Raw genomic sequence first — 18,576 nt, 5'->3', positions numbered from 1 at the left:
GGTGGGGCAGGGTCTCCTCGGTCGGGCAGGCATGTTCCTGCCCGGGGTTCTCGGTCGGGTCGAGGCTCGCCGAAGGCGACCGCGTAGCGGCTTGGCCTTGACCTGGCCGGGGTTCTCGGGCAGCCCCTTGGGGTGCCCGTGTCGGCTCCGCCTGAAAACTGGCTCTGGCACACATTTTGTGAGTCGTGCTCACTGAGGGTTCGGGTTGGGTGCCCGGGTGGAGATCATCGTGGCGTTGCTTCCGCATCTGGTTGGCCTGCGGCTGGAAGCGGTGGTGGTCCGCGGCGTCGGGGTCAGGATCGACGCGGCGACGAAGACGGTGCGGGCCGCCTGCGTAGCCTGCGGCACGTGGTCGACCACTGTGCATGGTCGGTATGTGCGGCGGTTGGCCGATGTCAGGTTGGGTGGCCATGAGGTGCTGGTCGCGTTGACGGTCCGCCGATTCGCCTGCTCGAACGTCGGGTGTCGGCGGCGGACGTTCGTCGAGCAGGTGCCCGGGCTGACCCGCCGGTATGCCCGACTTACGGTCTTGGCGGCGGGTGACCTGGAAGCGGTCGCGGTGGCGTTGGGCGGTCGACCGGGAGCCCGGTTGGCGCATCGGTTAGCGGTGTCGGTGTCGCGGATGACGTTAATCCGGATGATCCGGAGGATGCCTGACCCGCCGCCAATGACGCCGACGGTGCTGGGCGTCGACGACTTCGCCCGCCGCCGAGGGCACCGATACGCGACCGTCCTACTCGACATGCACACCCGCCGGCCCATCGATGTCCTGCCTGACCGTACCGCCGACACCCTCGCCGCATGGCTGCGCGAGCACCCCGGCGTCCAGATCATCTGCCGCGACCGCGGTGGCAGCTACGCCGACGGCGCCCGCAAAGGCGCACCCGACGCGGTTCAGGTCGCCGACCGGTGGCACCTGCTGAAGAACCTCAGCGACACCATCGAGAAGGTCGTCCGTGGGCACCGCCGGTGCCTACGCGAGCACACCGATCCGAGACTGGCCCCGGCGACGCGAACCACAGCCGAGCCGGGATCCACCGGACGGCGGGCGGAGAACACCCGCCAACGCCACGCGGCCGTGCACGCCCTACGAGCTGAGGGGTTGTCGATCAGCGCGACCGCCCGCCGGCTCGACATGAACGTCAGAACCGCCCGCAAATACGCCCACGCCGCCACCGCCGAAGCGTTGATCGGTCCGAACGCCAGCAGCCGCCCCAGCGTCCTCGCACCGTTCCACCCCTACCTGCGGCAACGCCTCACCGACGGCGTCCACGAGACAGCCGACCTGCACGCCGAAATCCTGGCCCGGGGCTATCAGGGGAGCCTGCGCGTGCTGCGGGACTGGCTCGCCACGAACCGCACCCGACCCATACCTGCGACCGCAGTCCGGGTGCCGTCGGCCCGGCGGATCACCGCCTGGATCATGCGACCCGGCCACAAACTCACCGACGACGACCACACCGACCTCGCCGACGCCCGCAGCCGCTGCCCAGACCTCGACACCGTTGCCGATCTCGCCCGAGGGTTCGCCGCACTGGTCCGCCACCAGGGCACCGGCCAGCACCTCGACGCCTGGATCGACCGCGCCCGCAACGCCGGATACTCCGAAATTCGCGGCTTCGCCGCCGGCCTGGCCAGCGACCGCGACGCCGTCGTCACCGGCCTCGCCCAGCCCTGGAGCTCAGGCCCCGTCGAGGGCCACGTCAACCGCATCAAGACGATCAAGCGACAGATGTATGGCCGCGCGAACCTCGACCTCCTACGCAAACGCGTCCTGACCAACCCGTGAGCCGCCACCAAGATCAATCACAGGAAGTGTGCCAGAGCCAGTTTTCAGGCGGAGCCGACAGAGTTCTGCTCCCCGCGCACGCGGGGGTGATCCGAGCGAGCGGACCCTGCCGATCCCGGCGCCGCTCTGCTCCCCGCGCACGCGGGGGTGATCCCGTCAGCACCCACAGGCCGCCGTAGGACACCGCCTGCTCCCCGCGCACGCGGGGGTGATCCCAAGTCTCAGCCCCGCGTCGTGGGCCTCGACCTCTGCTCCCCGCGCACGCGGGGGTGATCCGTATCAGCGCATCTATGCCGCGATCCGCGCGCCCTGCTCCCCGCGCACGCGGGGGTAATCCCCGTAGAGGATGGAACGCGAGGTGTGCTGTCACCTGCTCCCCGCGCACGCGGGGGTGATCCGGAGGACCTGGTGCGCGAGGGAATCTGCGTCGGCTGCTCCCCGCGCACGCGGGGGTGATCCCGGGACCTGGACCACGAACCCCGCCTTCTTCCCCTGCTCCCCGCGCACGGGGGTGATCCGGGACTACCTCCGTTGGGTCTTCTTGGCGAGGTTTGCTCCCCGCGCATGCCGGGGGTGATCCGCGGTACCGGTCGCCCTCGGCGACGACCGCCCGCTGCTCCCCGCGCACGCGGGGGTGATCCCGCATCCGCCCGGCCCTTGGCGTCCCGCAGCTTCTGCTCCGCGTACGCGTCGACCTCCTGCTTCCCGCGCCCTTGGGGATGGTTGCCGCTTCGCCCTACGTCTAGCCGGGCGGAAGTCTGGCCCACGTTGCCGTATCACCCCGCCCGGGCTCGCATCGATGTATCCGACGGAGCCCATGTCAGTCTCGGCGGCGCCACTGCCTCCTTGCTCTCGACATCAAGATCGAGAACATCAAGTTCCACAGCATCGCTGACCTGCAGGATCGCCATGATTCGACTTATCAGCGAGCGCCGTACCGCGCGTCGCCGAGGAGCGTCCTCCTGCCGACGGAAGTGATCGGCCATCTGCCGCCATGCGTCCCGCTGGTCATTGCCGGACGTGACGACGGTGGTCGTTGATGAGGGTCGCCAGCGACGTCGTCGGGGCTGGGTTTCAGCAGCAGCGATGGTGGTGACGATCTGTTGCAGTAGCTGCATCTGTTGCTCTACCTCGGCTCGTTGTCCTGCAAGGTCGTTCACCTCTTGCCGAGCCGTTTCGATGATTATTCTGACGTCGGCGCGTGCCTGCCGGAGAAGGGCGTCAGCTTGACGGCGGGCGTCGCCGATGATCTCTTCGGCCGTTTCGACGCCAGCGGCTTGTTCGACAGCGGGACAACAGTCGAGTGTCAGCGGTGTGGGGTCAGCAGGCTTGCTGTCGTCGTGCAGGTGGTAACCAGCATGTGCGGCGATGCGGTACCAGCGGCGGGCCGCGGTCAGATCGTCATCGACCGCCGGAGTGGAGTCGATGCTGGTGTTGGCGGCGATGACCGATCGGTATTCGAGCAGCATGGCCAGACGAACGGCAGCATCGGCAACGTCACGATCGGCGGCGGTGCGCAGCCAGTGCTCTGCCTGATCTGGGCGTCCGTGAACTTGGTAGTGCACACCGAGCAGGTATGCGGCTATGCCGAGTTCGGCCTCAGCAACGGCTTCGTCCATGCGTTGCCGTTGCTGTGGGTCTCCCGCTCGTTTCGAGTACTGGTTAAGTACATGCCGCGCTTCTACGGAGGTGTTGCGGGCCGATCGAGGGCCGAGGCAGGTGTCCACGGCACGCTCTAGGTCATCTGCGATGCTCACGCGTTGGTACCTCCTTCGGTGTCAGCACCCGCGCTGGCCATCCGCCCGGCCATTCGGGATTGCAGGGTGCGCAGTCCGCGGGCCTTGTGGGTTTTGAGCGCCGACACGCTGATCCCAAGGATTTCCGCAGCTGTGGACTGTTCCAGATCACATAGCTCGGTCAAGACCACGACCTCACGTTGCCGGGTCGGAAGCTGCCGCAAGGCGGCGAGCAGGTCCAGCTGCTGCTCCAGGTCACGGGCGGGGCCGGAGGGTAGGTCGTCGGCCTGCAGGCGCTGTTCGAGTGAATCCATCTGTATCGGGGTGGCGCTCGTGTGGCGAGCAAGCTGCTGACGAGCCAGCCGGTACATGAGGATCTCCGGTCGGGTGTAGCGACCCCAGTAATGCCGCACCAAGATCATGACCTCTTGGACGATGTCTTCGGCAGCGTGCCGGTCACCGGTCCAGGTCGCCACTGCCTTGTACAACTTTCCTCGCCATGTCGTGTAGAAGGCGATGAACTGGTCGTTCGCCTCCTCATTGCTCACTGCCCGCATCCCGCGCCCACGGCGCCGGACAGCCAGCGGCTCAGCGTCGGCCGGCCCTGCCCGCTATGGAATCGGCACGGTTCGTAACCGGCTTCAGTAGAGACACATTGCCTCGGCCACTGCATGCTGCCGCACCACGATGTACCAAGCACGGACGTCCTCCTTGGGGGCGTGAGCGACGTGAATCATCGCTATCCAGAAGAGGCTCAGAAGCGCTGATCAGGTCTACACCCCAAGACCAATCGTGATCCTGCCGTTACAGAACGCGATGGCTGCGTGGCCCTGCTGAAGCAACGAGACCAAGCGCTGGGCCTGATGAGCAGCCGTCAACGACGAGTCTGTTCATGTCGGCGTACCAGGCTCGCCAGTCGCGGACCTGGTATTCGTCGAGGCCGGCTTCGTTCATGGCCTGCTGGAAGCTCTCCTCTATCGCCCAACGAGCCGCTGCGATACGGGCGAGGTCGACCAGGCGGGTGCGGCGGGGGTCCGCGGCCACCAGTACTCACGAGGGCCGTGGGCGCCAGCGCCGGCTGACAGCCGGCACCAGCCCGAGCCGGCAGGGCAGCAGTCAGGCTGTCCGCCCGGGCGATACCCATGGTGGTGATCATGTCGTCGTTGCGGCGGGTCTCGACCACATAACCCGGTGTCCACGCCGGCCGCTGGCGATCGATTGCCGTCCGGCACGTATGCTCCCCGCCATGCATCGACGCCTGTCTGCTACAGCGGCGCTCCTGGCCGTACTCACGTCAGTCGGCGCCTGCGACTCGGTTCCGGCCGCAGACGCGTCGGCACCCACAACATCAGCCACGGCCCTGGCTGCTCCCTCGCCTAGTGACGGCGGTGTCGCGAGGGAACTGCGAGAGCGCTTCGCCGCCACCGGGCACCTGGTCGGGTTGGCCGAGAAGCCTGCCCACGTGGACGAGAGACTCGATTCCGACGGGGTGGTGTGCGGCCAACCGCAGCCGTTGCTGGATCGACGGATGGTCGCGGTAGCACGAGTATTCGGCACCCCGGCTGGCACAGAACCGGGAGAGTTCGTCGAGGTCTACCAACAGACTGTGGTCTACCCGAGCGAAGCGGTGGCCAGCGAGTCCGTACGGCGACTCTTCGACCTGCTGGAGGCCTGCGACCAAGACGTGGAGGAGGGCCAGGTTACCGAGGGGCATACCGCCACCGGTCTACCGGCCGGACTCGACGCGTCCGGCCGCGCAGTGACCGCCACCATGACGCTCCCCGACGGCACGCCTTTTCCCCACCGCTACGGCTGCCTGCACCAGGGTCGGGTGACCCAGTGCGTCGCGGTCTGGACCCGCTCTGCAACCAACACCGCAGCATGGTTTGAGAAGGCCATCGTGGCCACCGGAAAGGGGCTGCGCGGCTGAGCCTCCAGCCCCGACGACCGACCTGACCAGAGGTGGGATGCCGTAAGACTCGCTCACCATTGTCAACGCCACCACCCGACGTGCTGGCCGCACCAACGCCGGGAACACGCCCGCATCCGCATCTCGCGAGTCGGAGGATGCAACCGCTCGATGCACGAGCTGCGGCGGATGAGGGTGCCAGGCAAACCTCCGCCGGGCCACCGACCAGGGGAGGTGCGGCTCTGCGCCGGGGCTCGTCACAACTGTCCACAGCGCCGTCCTGGAAACGCTCCTTACGGCGAATCCTATTGACGCACTCAACGGCAAAGTTGCTGCCTGGCCGGAATTCCCACTCCTGAATCGTTACGGCGAAGCCGTCCGCTTCGAGGATGTAGGCGATCCAACTGGCCCACGTTGGATCGAGGCAGGTGTCGTGCATGCCTGGGTCGGGTGATGTGGATGGCTGGGAGTCGTTACGTTTGTTCTCCCCGGCGGAGTACGGCCGCTGCCGGGGTGGGGCATGCTGCGGCAGGAGAGCGAGGACTTCCCGACCGCCGGGCACGTCGCGGACTACCTGCGGGCCTACGAGCTGCGGTACGACCGGCCGGTGCACCGGCCGGTCCGGGCTCAGAACGTGCGGCGAGCCGGGGAGCGCCTGGCGGTGCAGACCGACGCCGGGGAGTGGTTGGCCCGGTACCGCATCCTGCGCGGATTCGCTGGCCCGCTTCTCTTCCCGACGCACCCGGATTTCGTGACGAAGCAGCAGGCCGGTAACGATGACGGCGAGGGTCGACATCACCAGCCCGGCCAAGCTTCCCCATGCCTGCATCCAGTCGGTGATCTTCCGAGCCTCGGCAGCTAGCACCGGGTCAGGGTATGGTGGACCGTTCCATCCACCCGTCAGCCTTACGGTGGCGTCAGCGCTGCCACCTGGTTACACACGAGCCTGCCAACCGGGCGGCCCTTTACCGGCTGGGCGAGTCCAGGCCCGCCTCCACGGCTTTCACCGCAGGCGCGCCAGACGGACGTCGACGCCGGAACCACGCCGGGGACGTCCAGCAGTGAGTCGACCGAGTTGCGGGAGGCGCGCTCGACCACAGCAGAAACGACCTACCAGACTGGGCCGTCCATTGCTACCTGAGACACGCAGCCAACAAAGCACATCAGAAGCCAACGCGTTGACCGATACACTGCTCCCGTTCACGAGACCGTCGCTACACAGCCTTAACGAGGGCCGAGGTCAGTTAGTCATCTTCCGAATGGCTAGTTGCGACTGCGTGCCGCACCATGTCCACTATCGGATCCTCAGACACGAAAGCACCGGACAAATGCGCCGAAGCCAAATCCGCTAGAACGAATCCTGGATTGACGTAGTAGTTTTTGTTAGCGACCGGGAAACCCATGACGACCAGCTCCTGATATGAGTCTGATCGACGATCGCCAGTGAACATCCGCCACTCCAAGCCGCTACCCCTGGCAATGATTACCTCCCCAACATACAGCCCCATGTCACTCACCACGGAATACCAAGCAGGAGCCAGGCGCGCCGAACTTCGCCCGTCCCGCTCTAGGTTCGCAAAAAACCATTGCGAAAGGCCCTGCAGTTGCCCATCTGTTGCATCTTGTGGTTCAGGCAACTCAATCTCGGCTCGCTCGGCAAGCCGTCGCAGTTCCTGGAGGCGACGAGGCCGATCAGCGAGCAAGCGGCGAACCGCCCTGGCAGCCTCGCCTCGAGAGAGGTTCTTCCAGAGCCCGGATACACCAGGATCATAGATCTCATACGCATCGAGAATACTCATTATTTTACAATCACAATCCTAATCCCTGCAGTCCAGAGGGCTGCTGCCAGGTTGGGCGTCGGGCCAATTCTACCCGTCGTCGGACTCCTGGAGAATTCCCACGTAATCCTTGTAACTCCAGACAAGGAACCCTCAAGAATCTCGTGATCCTTCATCACCTCCTTGCGGATCCGACTACTGAAGTCCGTCCTGCCAACCTTAGACTCGATCAGTTCATTGTCCACTCGGACATCAGGATACCTCGTACCTTGAGTAGTGGAGATGGAAGACTCTCGCTTAGCTTCCGGATAACGGCTCGCAATTCTATCGGAAGCATCATCACCGACCTTTTTGTTATTCAGGATCCGGGTCTTCTTTTTTTCACTCTCCTCCCGCTTCCCACCGGACCCCTTTCCACCCCTCTTGCTGCTGGATTTATTAATCTGCTTCTTCGACGAACCTGAACTGCTGGCCCGCGTCGACTTCGACTTGCTTCGATTAGTTTTCTGCTGATTCCGACTAGAGGTCTGTGGCCTATTGGGCTTACTGGGCTTGGGGCGGGAGGCTTGCGCGCGCAGGCGCGACTGCTGCTGTCGAGCGGCGTTCTTCTGTTGCTGCATTTGGCGTGCTTCCATCCGAGGGTTGGGGCCTCGGTAGGTGCCGCCTCGGACGCTGGACGCTCCGCCGTTGGCGCCTGTACGGGTAGGAGGGCGTGAACCACCGCGGGCGCCACCAGCAACTCCCCCGCCGCCCGGGGCCTGGGAGTAGCGCATCAAGCCATCGGGATCGGTGTAGGTGATGGGGCTGTTGTTGGCGTAGGCGTAGCCGTGCAGGGTTTGTGGGTCGCTGTAGTCGATGAGGGGGTCGACGGAGGTGAAGCGGCCGGTGGTGGGGTCGTATTGGCGGGCGCCGAGGTGGGTGTATCCGGTGGGGTCGTTGGTGCCGCCGACGAAGCCCTTGTTGTCGGGCCAGGTGGCTGGTGGTGCGCCGCGGTCTTCGCCAAAGGGGGTGAGGCGTCGGCGGGTGGTGGTGAGGGTGGTGGTGTTGATGGCGAGTTGGTTGGTGCCGTGGTGGTTGGCGGCCATCCAGGTGAGGCCGTTGGTGGTGGTGCGTACGGCGTTGGGGTAGTAGCGGGTGGCGGTGACCTGGCCGGTGGTGTGGCTGAGGTGGTATTCGGTGTCGCCGAGGTAGAGGGTCTTTTCGGTGCCGGAGTTGTCGGCGATGAGGCGGTTGCCGGTGGTGTCGTAGATGTAGGTGTGGGTGGTGGTGCCGTTGGCGAGTGAGGTGAGGTTGCCTTCGGCGTCGAAGGTGAGGGTTTGGTTGGGCTTGCCGGTGCTGGTGCGGGTGCTTAGGTAGCCGCCGTTGTCGTAGGTGTAGGTGCTGCTGGGTCCGCCGCCTCGGGTGGTGACGCTGGTGAGGGTGTGGGGGCGGGTGCTTCCAGCGGTGGGGTAGGTGTAGTCGCGGATGATGTCGCCGCTGGCGGTGTGGCGGGTGTCGGTGAGGCGGTTGCCGGTCTTGTCGTAGGTATAGGAGTGCCAGTAGGCGTCGGCGCCGCCGACGATGGACTGTGTGGGTGTGGTTTGGCAGGTGGCGGCGCTGGTGGTCCAGGCTTCGGTGAGTCGTTGGAGGTAGTCGTAGCCGAAGCACTGGTTGGCCACAGTGGTGGTGCCGTTGGTTTCGGTGATGCTGGTGACGTTGCCGGCGGGGTCGTGGGTGTATTGCTCGGTTAATTTCTCGACCCACGTGTCCGGGGTGGTCTGGTTCTCGGTGTGGACTTCCGACTTGGTGAGTCGGCCGGTGGCATCGTCAAGGGTGGTCGTGAGGCGGGCGCGGGTGGTGCCGGAGCCCAGGGTTTGTTGCTTGATGGCGCCGTGCCAGTAGTACTGGGCGCTGGCGAGGTAGGTGTCCAGGCCGGTGACGCCGGCGAGGTAACCCTGGTCGGTGAAGTTGTACGTCACCGTTTCGGCGGGCAATCCGCCCTTGGCGGGCAGGTCGGTGGTGGCGGGGGTGCCGTTGGGGTGGTAGCCGAAGCCGGTGGTGTAGGTGCCGCCGAGGAGTCCCTGGCTGGCGGGGATGGTGTCGGTGTTGCCGGTCGGCTGGTAGAGGTCTGTGTATCCGGTGACCTGCTGGACGTAGGCGCCGCTGGTGTGGTGGCGGGTCGCGGAGGTGGGGTAGCCCTTGGCGAGGGTGTCGTAGACCCAGGAGGCGCGCAGCGCACCGCTCGCGTTGTCGTCACGCAGTGCGGTGGGTCGGCCGAGTGAGTCGTAGGCGTGGTGCAGGACTTCACCGCGGCCGTCGGTGGTGGTGGTCAGCTGGTCGTTGTTGTCGTAGCCGAAGGTGCTCGTGCCGGCGTCCGGGTCGGTGCTCTGAGTTTGGCGGTTGAGGCGGTCGTAGGTGTGCGTCCAGGTGTTGCCGGCGGAGTCGGTGACGGAGGTGAGCCGGTCGAGGCGGTCGTAGGTGTAGGTGGTCTCGTCGTAGTCGCCGGCCGGGCTGGTGCCCTTGTACTGGCGTTGGGCGATGGTGCGGCCGGAGGCGTCTTCGATGGTGGTGGTGGGGATACCGCCGGTGGGTGGGTCGACGTTGACGCGGTCGCCGTCGTAGGTGATGGCGGTGTGCCACTTCTCGACGTTGAGTGACCACAGGGCGTCGTGGGTGAGGTCTTCGGTGCCGTCGTAGGTGTAGCGGCGCTGCGTGGGAACGGTGGCGTCGGTGAAGGTCACCAGGGCGCTGGTGGGGGCGCTGGCGCTGTTGTAGAACGCCGACTCCTTGACGACGAGGCCACGAGAGTCGTAGCGGATATCCGAGATGACGCGTTTGCCGTCAGGCGCGGTGGCCTGTGCTTGCCGAAGCCGCAGGTGCCCGTCGTAGATCTCGAAGCTACTGATCTGGTTGCCGTTCGGCCCCAGGTGCTTGCTGTGTAGGTAGTTGGCGACCGCGCGGCTGTCGGTGCCGTAAACGTACTCCTCGTTGGCAGTGCCGCTCGTGGGGCGGCCAGGCAGCCAGAGCTTCAACTGCCGTCCGAGGGGGTCGTAGCTGGCGGTGGTGGTTTTGCCGTTGGCGTCAACGACAGTCGTTGGTGCGCCTCTCAGGTTGAGATTCGCGGTGGTGGTGTGTGACTTCGGGTCGGTCTCTGTGACCTGGGTTACCGGGCCGCCCGCCGCGGGCGTGTAGGCGATGGTGGTGGTCTGGTCCAGGCCGTCGGCGGAGGTCAGGATGCGGCCGAGGGCGTCGTAAGTGGCGGTCGACCGCTTCAGGTATGTGGGGGTCGTGCCGGTGAAACCCGACAGCGCTTCCGTACGGGTGGGCAGGCCCCGGGTACCGATGGTGCCGAGGGGGTTGTTGTCGTAGTAGGTGCGGCTGCCGGACAGGGTGTCGTCGGGGCCCGGCGTGGTGGCGCAGGTCGTCGTCGTTGTCTGTGACGGGAAGTCGATGAGCCAGGCCGTCGTGTTGCGGGCGTACTCGTAGGTGGTGCAGGTGTCGTCGGTGGCGACGTTGATGTCGCCGTGGTCGGCGACGCCAGTGATGGTGCCGTAGGTGGTCTCGTAGGTGTTGACCGTTCTGGTCGTCCGCCACGTCGACGACGCGGCCAGCCAGGTCATGGACCTAGTGGTGCCGGCGTCGGTGTAGTAGGCGTAGGCGCTGGAAGGCTGCGCGACAGCGGCGGCGGACTGGCGGTGCGCGGTTTGGTGCTGCCACGGTGCGGTGATCGACTTGCTGCGGGCCGCACCGGCGGCACCGTCGTATTCGATCTCCTCGTGCAGGATGCCGGCGAGGTGCGAGTGGTCCTCGGTCACCTCACCCAACGAGTTCGTGATCTTCGCGTCTCGGGCGCCCTCGCCGTTGTCGGTACGGTCGCCGTCCATCCCGCGGAAGTACAGAGACTTGGTTCGGGATTGAGGCGCACCGGTAGCACCGGCGGTGACGGTCACGGTGGGCCAGCCGCGAAAGTCCGACCAGGTTCGCTTGTCCAGCGGGCTGGCCCAGGTGGCGGCGCCGTCGCTGTGATGCCACAGCACCGTGGTGGAGGATCCGTCGGTCGAGTAACTGTAGGTTTCCTCGAGGTCCGGGTTGCCGCCGACGAGGTCCTTGTCGACGACCTTCGTGACGCGGTACTTGTTCCACCAGGACCAGCCGGGGGCCGGTGCGAGCGGCGGGTAGTAGTACTGGGGGAAGCAGCGCTTGGAGTTGACGTCGGGGTCTGCCTGCGAGGTGACGGTGCAGTCAGACCCTTCGTAGGTCACGACGGTTTCGCCACCGTGCTCGTCACTGACGCGGGTGATGCGGTAGCGGTTGACCATCGGCACACCGGCGGACAGGTTGTAGTCGGTGCGGTTGGCGTAGCGGGTACCACCGAAGTCGATCATCGGTAGGGCCTTGCTGCCACCGTCCTTACCGGTCTTGACGATGTTCGCCAACCACAGTGCCGGACTGACCGACGCCTCACCCGTGGCGGGGAACTGGTGGGTCAGAGTCCACTCGTCGATCGGAGCGTGGGTGGAACCGTCCCACACCTGGGTGGTGACCTTCGCCAGCCGCTTCGTCGTCCAGAACGACGGGCTGAGGTTGCTGGCGCACGACGTGGCGGTGATCGCACAGTTGAGGTCCCATGGCGTGTCCGGCCAGTTCGCCACCGTGGGCGTCGTCCCGGACCAGCAGGACGTCAGGCACCGATCACCCGGCGAGAACACCACCCGCATACCCGGCGTGCCGGTGGTTTCCTGGCCGACGCGGGTGCCGTACTCGATGCGCTCCAACCTGCCGCCGCGCTCGTAGACCGCGGTGGCGTTGGCGTTGTTCGCCAACCCGGTGCGGGCCTGCTCCCGGCTGTACCAGTAGGACATCGAGTTCTGGTGCGGATCCACGACGTGGTCGAGGTTCCACCTCCACCCCTGGGAACAATAGGAAGATGCGAAGCCGCCACTGCGCCAGCAGGGCTCAGCCGCGCTGTTGCCGAACACCGGGGCGGTCCACACCGATGCGGTCTCTCGCTGGTTCGCGGTCCACCCCGGCAGGCGCGTGCGGCCGAAGTAGTACTGCACCCCGTCGCTGGTGGTCAGCCGCCAGTGCTCGCCGTTGTCGTCGCCGTTCTTCAGACGGACCGGATCGGTGATGTTGACCGACACACCGGTCTTCCACCCTCCGGTGCCGTTGCCCGTGAACAGGTAGACGTCCTTGCTGCTGGCCTGGCGCCACATCACGTCGGGCTTAGCGTCGCCGTCGTGGTCACCACCGGAAAAGACGATGTCGGCGCTTCCCGGGCCGGAAGCAATCTGCGTACCAATGCCCGAGATCCACCCGCCGGTGCCGTTGCCGGTAAACAACATCAAGTTCTTGGTCGTGCCGTCACGGGTGATCACGTCGACCTTGTTGTCACCGTTGAAATCACCCGGCGAGAGCATCAGGTCCTGGCTGTTGAAGCCCGTACCGATCTGCTCGCTTTGAGCGGTCACCCAGCCGCCGGTGCCGTTGCCGCGCATCATGAACAGCACCCCGTCAGAGGCCCGGCGCCACAGCACATCGACCTTGCCGTCACCGCTAAAGTCACCGCGACCGAACATCACATTCGCGGTGCTGAACGAGCCGATCTGCTCGCTGGTGCCTGAGAGAAAGCCTCCAGCGCCGTTACCGCGTAGCAGCCACAACGTGCCATCCGCCGCCTTGCGCCACAGCACATCCGGATTCCCGTCGCCCGTAAAGTCGCCCGGAGAGAAGACGATGTTCGCGGCGTCGAACGAGCCGATCTTCGTCGCCGCGCCACCGTTCAGCCAACCGCCGGCTCCGTCACCACGCACCAGGTAGAGATCCGCGTCGGCAGCCCGACGCAGAAGCACATCCGTCTTGCCATCGCCGTCGAAGTCGCCGGGTGAAAACATGTCGGTGGCGGCGTTCCAGTCCGCGCCATCCTGCAACAGCTCGACACGACTGCCATCATCGTCGGCCAACCGCCACAAACCGCTGGCCGTATCGCGCACCAACTCCGTGGAGCGGCCCTGCCACACCAGAGTCGCGTTGTCCTGCCTCCAGCACAGATCCCCGGTCGCGTTGGTGTAGGTCGGGGCCGGCAGCTGGTCGTCCTTGCACGAGCGGTACGACCGCTCGACATAGCCCGGCTCGAAGCCCCAGCCCTCCCCCAGCCACGACGTCTGCCCATTCTCACCGTTCGTGCGGCCGTCCACCGCCCCGGACGAGTAGCTGAACTCCACCTCCGGCTCCATGCCAGCCGGAGCCGCCGGAACGTCCACCTCATACGAATAGCTGAAGTCGCCCGACGGCTTCCCTGCCTGCCACCCCGACGATCCGGCCAACGAAGTCTTGGCAAACGACCCAGTCTCGCCATCCGTGCCGGCCACCAAAGCCACCACCGCATCGGCAGCGATCTCACTATCGGCCGAGTTCAGGGAGTTGAAGTCGCTGCCAGTACTGGCAGCGAGATCGACGCCCGCTGACAGCACACCGGAGGTCGCGTCATTCGTCGACGGAAGCACTTCCTCAACACCGCAACCCGCAGCCGTGCCCGCCCGCTCACCGGAGCACGGCGTCAACCGCGCCAACCGCAGCCGCGAAGCCCAATCCGCCCCGTACGCATCCCGAAAACCTGAGTAGTCCACCTCAAGACGCACACGCGCACGACTCTCGCCGTCGTCCACCCGGTCCAACCGCAACAACACCGGCACACCCGCCGCCGTCGACTCCGCCCGATCAGCCACCTGCACACGCATCTGCGCAGGCGCCGGCAACGGCACAGCCGCATCCGCCGTAAACCGAAGCGGAAGATCCCCCACCAGCTCACGCTCGCCCCCGCCAGGATCGGGCGAAGCCGGCTCAACATCCAACACCGCAGACGCAGGCCCCGGCAAAGAAGCAGGCTCCGTCTCCCACTGCTGCCCGTCAGACGCAGACACTCCACGCTCCCGCGCAGCCAGCCTCTGCACCGGCACCGAGCGATCCTTCACCGCTGCCGGCGAAGACGGGCGCGCCACCGCAGGCACAGGCGGCAACAACGTCACCGCCAGCAACGACGCCACCGCCAGAGACCCCCAGCGAACCGCCTTCTCCAGACGGACAAACAGAGACGACGCACCAACGCCATCAACCACTCGGGGCCTCCCCAGCCACACAACACGTGATCGCGAAGGCTAGGGAGATCAACCTCATCGGTCAAGATCGATCACAAACTGCAACCACAAATATCACTAAAGCCACCCAATCACCTTCACCAGAAACACACTCCGTGACCGTTTGGAGTCCAGCCAACCCGACTTACGGCTAATGCCCACAAGTTAAAGCGAATTGGACGCCACCATGAATGCGATCGCACGAAGACACCATCGGCGCAGACAACAGTAATCGTCATCTCGGTCAACTCATCGAATTCAGGGCTGCCAGCAACCAGCCGACCAGTCGGCCACCGAGTTGAGACTGTTCGTCGACAGGATCCTGATCTCCGGCGGATTGGGGTAACGAGGCCGATCCCGAGTTCGCTGCGGCAGTTGAACAATTGCTGCGGCAACACGGACAGCGAGTCCGCCTGGTCGTTGGCGACAGCGCCACCCAAGACCTGAAGGTAGCAAGCAACGGCCGCCGGTCAGGAGCCCATGTATGCCTGGAGGACGCGGTGCTGCCAACGCACCTCGCGGCCTGGTCGTGAGTCATGTGCCATCGCTTGACAAATGAGCGTTGGCTGCGGCTGCAAGAGAAGCCAAGAGCGCTCCTGAAGCTCCTTCAGCGTCATGGGCAGTAGTTCAGTCGATCGAGATGCCGCCCGACATCGACTTCTGGCTGTCTTCGACGGCCTCACTGCACGCGACCCGAGTCGAGGACTGCGTTGCCAGTCGGGATAGGTGACCGTTGCCTGTGTGGCGCCAGGCAGGGCCTGCGGAATCCTGAGACACCTGGCCCTGGTTCAAACTCTGCGTGGTCACAACGGCTGTCGGGCTCATCGAGTTCGGGTGGGGCGGTGTGGCGAGCACCCGAGCAATCATGCCGGCCGTGTCGCCGTGGGCGTTCTGCCCAATTGTCTGCCACAACGCGCGGCTGAGGTCGCGCACCAGGTCGTCGCTGTTGGTTGCGGGCCGCCAGCGGGGAGCGGCGCGGTAGACCAACGAGCCGGCGGGACGGTGAAGGATGGTGTCTGCTCGGACGAACAGGTTGCAGTGCCGTACTGCGGCGCGCAGTCCTCGATGCATGGTGGCGGCCATGAGCCGCATCTCGCTGACGAGCCGTTCTGGGTTTCTCGCCTGCTGGTGAACGTGTTCCTGAGCGGTGATGACCAGCAGTGAGCGCGTCCACCGCAGCGCTTCGCCGATCTCGGCGGCGGCGTCTTGGGCAGGGCCGCTTGCGGGGGTGGCTCGTAGGTCGGCAGCGGCGATTGCTGCTTGTCGCCAGCCGCCGATCATGTCGGGGTTGTTTCCGGTGGTAAGGACATGCACGGCTAGACCCAATTGGGTACCGGTTTGCAGGTGCACGCCGGTGACCTGCTCTGGGTGGAGCCAGAGCCACGTCCGTGCGGCCCGGATTGCGGCGATCGCCGTATCGACGGTGTCGACCGCCGGCGCGGGGCGCAGGGGCGACCGGGCGGTATCGAGCTCGCGCAGGTCCGGCTCGAGTTTCGCGGCTGCTACCAGCTGCGCGGCGGCGAGGCCCAGTTGGCTGTTGCTCGTCCATCTGGCTGCCTCCGCGGCTGATCGGTACGTGTGTGCCAAGGGCCCGCCGCGGTTGAGCCAGGCCGGAAGCCGGCGATCGAGCTGGATCGCCTCAACAGTAAGCCGTGCGAGATCAGCTAGTGCTCCCTGGACACCTCCTCCGGCGCGGATCGCCCTGCCCTCGGGCGTCCCGGGACGTCGCTTGAACGGAAGGTGCCCGGCGATGATGTCGCCGATGACGCCAAGGGCATCGGCAGCGCGGCGCAGGGAACGCGCCGGGCCGGCGGTGATAGCGGGTGCTGGCGGAAGGTCTTCGTCCAGCGTTGCGGCGGCGCGCAGGCCGACGTAGAGGCGGGTCAGGTTCTGCCCCTGCCGCCCGAGGATCAGCGTTGCGGTCGCCCTGTTGGCTTCCTCTGCTACTGGCCGGCCCCCGACCAGTAGTTCGGTGATCCTGGCCATATGGTGATACAGGTCCGCTCGGGCATGCATGAGGGCGTTGATCTCGCCAGCGTCGGCAGCGCGGCGGCCAGTTACCGCCGAAGTTGCGGCCCGCAGCGCCCGCTGTGCCTCCTCATGCCAGAAGCCGACTGTCATGCCAGGGCTGCGACCGCACGGCGCAGTTGCTGGGCGGCGGCATCGTGGTCGAGTCGTTCAGACAGCGCACTGTCGGCGTCGAGGGCACGCTGGTCGTGGTAACGCGCAAGTTGCGCGACGAGTTCTCTCACGGCGTCTCTGATGTGAGCGCTGCTGGTGGTGGGGACGGTTGTGTCGACGGCGACGTCGTCGTAGTGGGTGTAGAGCCTGCTCCGCACGTCGAGGATCTCCAGACCGAACCGGTCCCACGCAGTGTCCTCTCCGGCTAGGTGTTTCCAGGCTTCGACAGCGAGGCAGATCGCACCGGCCGCGGCAAGGTCGTCGTTGCCAGCGGCGAGTCGGGCGCCCAGCGTGTTGGTGGCCTCCACGAATTCCATATGCGCAGCATCTGTCAGCGCCTGCATCTCCGTCTACCCCATCCTCTGTGTAGGATTTCCAAACTTGTGCCGGCGTGGCGAGGACGGCCGCCGACGACGACGTGGTGACGCAATTTCACTTGTCGCGGTAGCCCCGCTCCGGATCCCTGTTTCTACCCACGCACTCTATGGGCTAGCTCCGTTCTCCCGAATAGAAGAATGATTCGATGCCGTTCCTCCAACCAGTAGATCCATGATGTCAGCGACCGGCACCAGATAGCGGCGACCGACCTTCAGGATTCGGACCGGAAACTGGTTCACCTTGGCCAGTTCATAAGCTTTTGTTCGACCGATACCCAATACGGCTCCGGCCGTCACGACATTGGTCACGGCACCAAGAGACTGAACGCGCTCTACAGTCCACTTGGCAACAGCCTTCTCACTTTCGTTTTGTGGATGCCGTTCTTTCATGGCGAACTCCTATAGAGCTCGAAGCTCATTGATGTAGGACTGCCTGCGACTAACAGCGCAAACAGGTTGCGAGAACCGAGACGTCGCTCTCATCTGGAAGATCGTCCTAGGATTGATCGAGGTTTCACGGGGTGCCGTGGTCATGGTGGCTCGCGTTACGATGCGAGAAGACTGGCTGGTCGCGGCTGTGTAACAGGTAGGGGGTGCCCGGTGTGTCACCGGTCCCTGGCTGGTGGGTGCCAAGCATTCGGACGGCAAGGCTGTAGTGGGTGCGGCGCCATTGGTGAACGGCGGCGGTGAAGTGTCGTAGTCCATCAGCAAGGACGGGCATCTCAGCGAGCGCGTGATGGTCGGCGCGAATGGTGTCGAGGGCGTCTTCGACGCTGAGTTGTCCTTGGTTGATGCGGGCACGAACATCGGGTACGGACAGGTACGCAGCCGAGCCGAGGCGCTGCGGGTCGGGTATACGGCACAGCGATTCGGCCAGTTTGTAGGCGCGGGACTGGATGGCGCTGGCGCCGTCGGTGTGGGTGCGGAAGGTGTGGAAGGCCTCCGTTTGCATGGTCGCCAGCAGGGGCCACAGTGGTGCGGTCTCACGCAGGAGTGTGGCAGCGAGGGTAAGCCGGGTACCGGCTGCGGGTAGGCGGCTTTCGGCTACGGCGGTGGTGACCGCGGTGAGGTCTACGGCCAAGAGTCCGAAGGTCAGCTCGAACGTTTGTAGGACCCGGATGAACAGGTATTCGTCGTGCACGGTTGAGACGGGCAGCATGGTCGTGCGCATTGTCAGCCGCTCGTCGCTGCTGCGGTCGATGGAAGTCATGGCGATCAGCCGGCGGGCGAGCGTCACCGGGTCGCCGACGGCGTGAAGGTCGAAGCTGAGGCGGTGCAGGGCCGGGGCTGCGGAGCGAGTGGCGTGTCGGAGGCGTTTGCGCACCAGTAGGGGGTCGGGGCGCAGCTGCGGCAGCGGCGCCTTCGTGGTGTCGAGGGCGTGGATCTCGAAGGCGATGAGGTCGGACAGGAGCAGGAGGTGGAGGCGGTCGCGGCGGGCTAGCAGCCGGTCTGCTCGTTCGGTGTCCCGGTCCGGGTCAGGTATCGGCAGCAGGGGCAGGGCGAGGTAGCTGCGGTAGTCGTACCGGTCGTCGGTTTTGTCGAGGACGATGTTTAGGAAGGTACTCAGTTGACGGTGCGGCCCAGAGACCTGCGGCAGGCGTTCGCGGGCCGCTTGCAGCAGCGCGGTCCACGTCTCGGGCACACACTGCTTGCCGTGGTGCTGGTAGGCGTCCACGACGCAGTCGTACGGG

Annotated in this window: 11 protein-coding genes, 1 pseudogene and 1 CRISPR repeat array; of the genes and pseudogenes, 3 read left to right on the top strand and 9 right to left on the bottom strand. The window is 65.7% G+C overall.

The features are described from left to right. Nucleotides 1-217 precede the first annotated feature (217 nt). Nucleotides 218-1,789 (top strand): ISL3 family transposase, encoded by a 1,572-nt coding sequence (locus tag F6X68_RS04735; RefSeq protein ID WP_151453102.1) that lies wholly within the window; start codon nt 218-220, stop codon nt 1,787-1,789. A gap of 65 nt (nt 1,790-1,854) precedes the next feature. Next, nucleotides 1,855-2,510: direct repeats of the CRISPR family, unit length 23 nt; unit sequence CTGCTCCCCGCGCACGCGGGGGT. Nucleotides 2,511-2,565: 55 nt separating this feature from the next. On the opposite strand, the gene F6X68_RS04730 is transcribed toward F6X68_RS04735, so the two are convergent. The 3 genes and pseudogenes from F6X68_RS04730 to F6X68_RS34005 form a co-directional block, all read right to left on the bottom strand. Beyond that, entirely contained in the window at nt 2,566-3,546 is a 981-nt protein-coding gene (locus tag F6X68_RS04730; protein WP_151453101.1) for a DivIVA domain-containing protein, read from the bottom strand. Continuing rightward, a complete protein-coding gene (locus F6X68_RS04725) occupies nt 3,543-4,073 on the bottom strand; it encodes an RNA polymerase sigma factor (protein ID WP_192581282.1) in 531 nt (176 codons plus the stop codon). Before F6X68_RS04725 ends, F6X68_RS04730 begins: the two co-directional genes overlap by 4 nt. 349 nt (nt 4,074-4,422) lie before the next feature. After that, nucleotides 4,423-4,711, bottom strand: a pseudogene (locus tag F6X68_RS34005) (IS701 family transposase); the annotation flags it as partial. A 276-nt stretch (nt 4,712-4,987) separates the two neighbouring features. Here F6X68_RS34005 and F6X68_RS04715 point away from each other — a divergent pair. Both F6X68_RS04715 and F6X68_RS34000 read left to right on the top strand, forming a co-directional pair. Further along, a complete protein-coding gene (locus tag F6X68_RS04715) occupies nt 4,988-5,455 on the top strand; it encodes a hypothetical protein (protein WP_225851981.1) in 468 nt (155 codons plus the stop codon). A 499-nt stretch (nt 5,456-5,954) separates the two neighbouring features. Further along, nucleotides 5,955-6,296: an NAD(P)-binding domain-containing protein gene (locus F6X68_RS34000; protein ID WP_225851980.1), complete on the top strand. Its 342-nt coding sequence runs from the start codon at nt 5,955-5,957 to the stop codon at nt 6,294-6,296. A gap of 382 nt (nt 6,297-6,678) precedes the next feature. On the opposite strand, the gene F6X68_RS04705 is transcribed toward F6X68_RS34000, so the two are convergent. From F6X68_RS04705 to F6X68_RS04680, 6 genes are all read right to left on the bottom strand, one after another. Then, complete coding sequence (locus tag F6X68_RS04705) at nt 6,679-7,233, bottom strand: hypothetical protein (protein WP_151453098.1); 555 nt, start codon at nt 7,231-7,233, stop codon at nt 6,679-6,681. After that, a complete protein-coding gene (locus F6X68_RS04700; RefSeq protein WP_151453097.1) occupies nt 7,233-14,309 on the bottom strand; it encodes an FG-GAP-like repeat-containing protein in 7,077 nt (2,358 codons plus the stop codon). The genes F6X68_RS04705 and F6X68_RS04700 overlap by 1 nt, the downstream gene beginning before the upstream one ends. A gap of 645 nt (nt 14,310-14,954) precedes the next feature. Further along, entirely contained in the window at nt 14,955-16,448 is a 1,494-nt protein-coding gene (locus F6X68_RS04695; RefSeq protein ID WP_151453096.1) for a hypothetical protein, read from the bottom strand. Further along, a complete protein-coding gene (locus tag F6X68_RS04690) occupies nt 16,445-16,825 on the bottom strand; it encodes a hypothetical protein (RefSeq protein WP_151453095.1) in 381 nt (126 codons plus the stop codon). Before F6X68_RS04690 ends, F6X68_RS04695 begins: the two co-directional genes overlap by 4 nt. A 165-nt stretch (nt 16,826-16,990) precedes the next feature. After that, nucleotides 16,991-17,275, bottom strand: coding sequence for a helix-turn-helix domain-containing protein (locus tag F6X68_RS04685; RefSeq protein ID WP_151453094.1), 285 nt, complete (start codon nt 17,273-17,275; stop codon nt 16,991-16,993). Nucleotides 17,276-17,399: 124 nt separating this feature from the next. Further along, a complete protein-coding gene (locus F6X68_RS04680) occupies nt 17,400-18,560 on the bottom strand; it encodes a tryptophan 2,3-dioxygenase family protein (protein ID WP_225851979.1) in 1,161 nt (386 codons plus the stop codon). Between the last annotated feature and the right edge of the window lie 16 nt (nt 18,561-18,576).

It is taken from the genome of Micromonospora sp. AMSO12t, assembly GCF_008806585.1.
GTDB lineage: Bacteria > Actinomycetota > Actinomycetes > Mycobacteriales > Micromonosporaceae > Micromonospora > Micromonospora reichwaldensis.
This window is presented reverse-complemented; position numbering and strand designations above follow the sequence as displayed.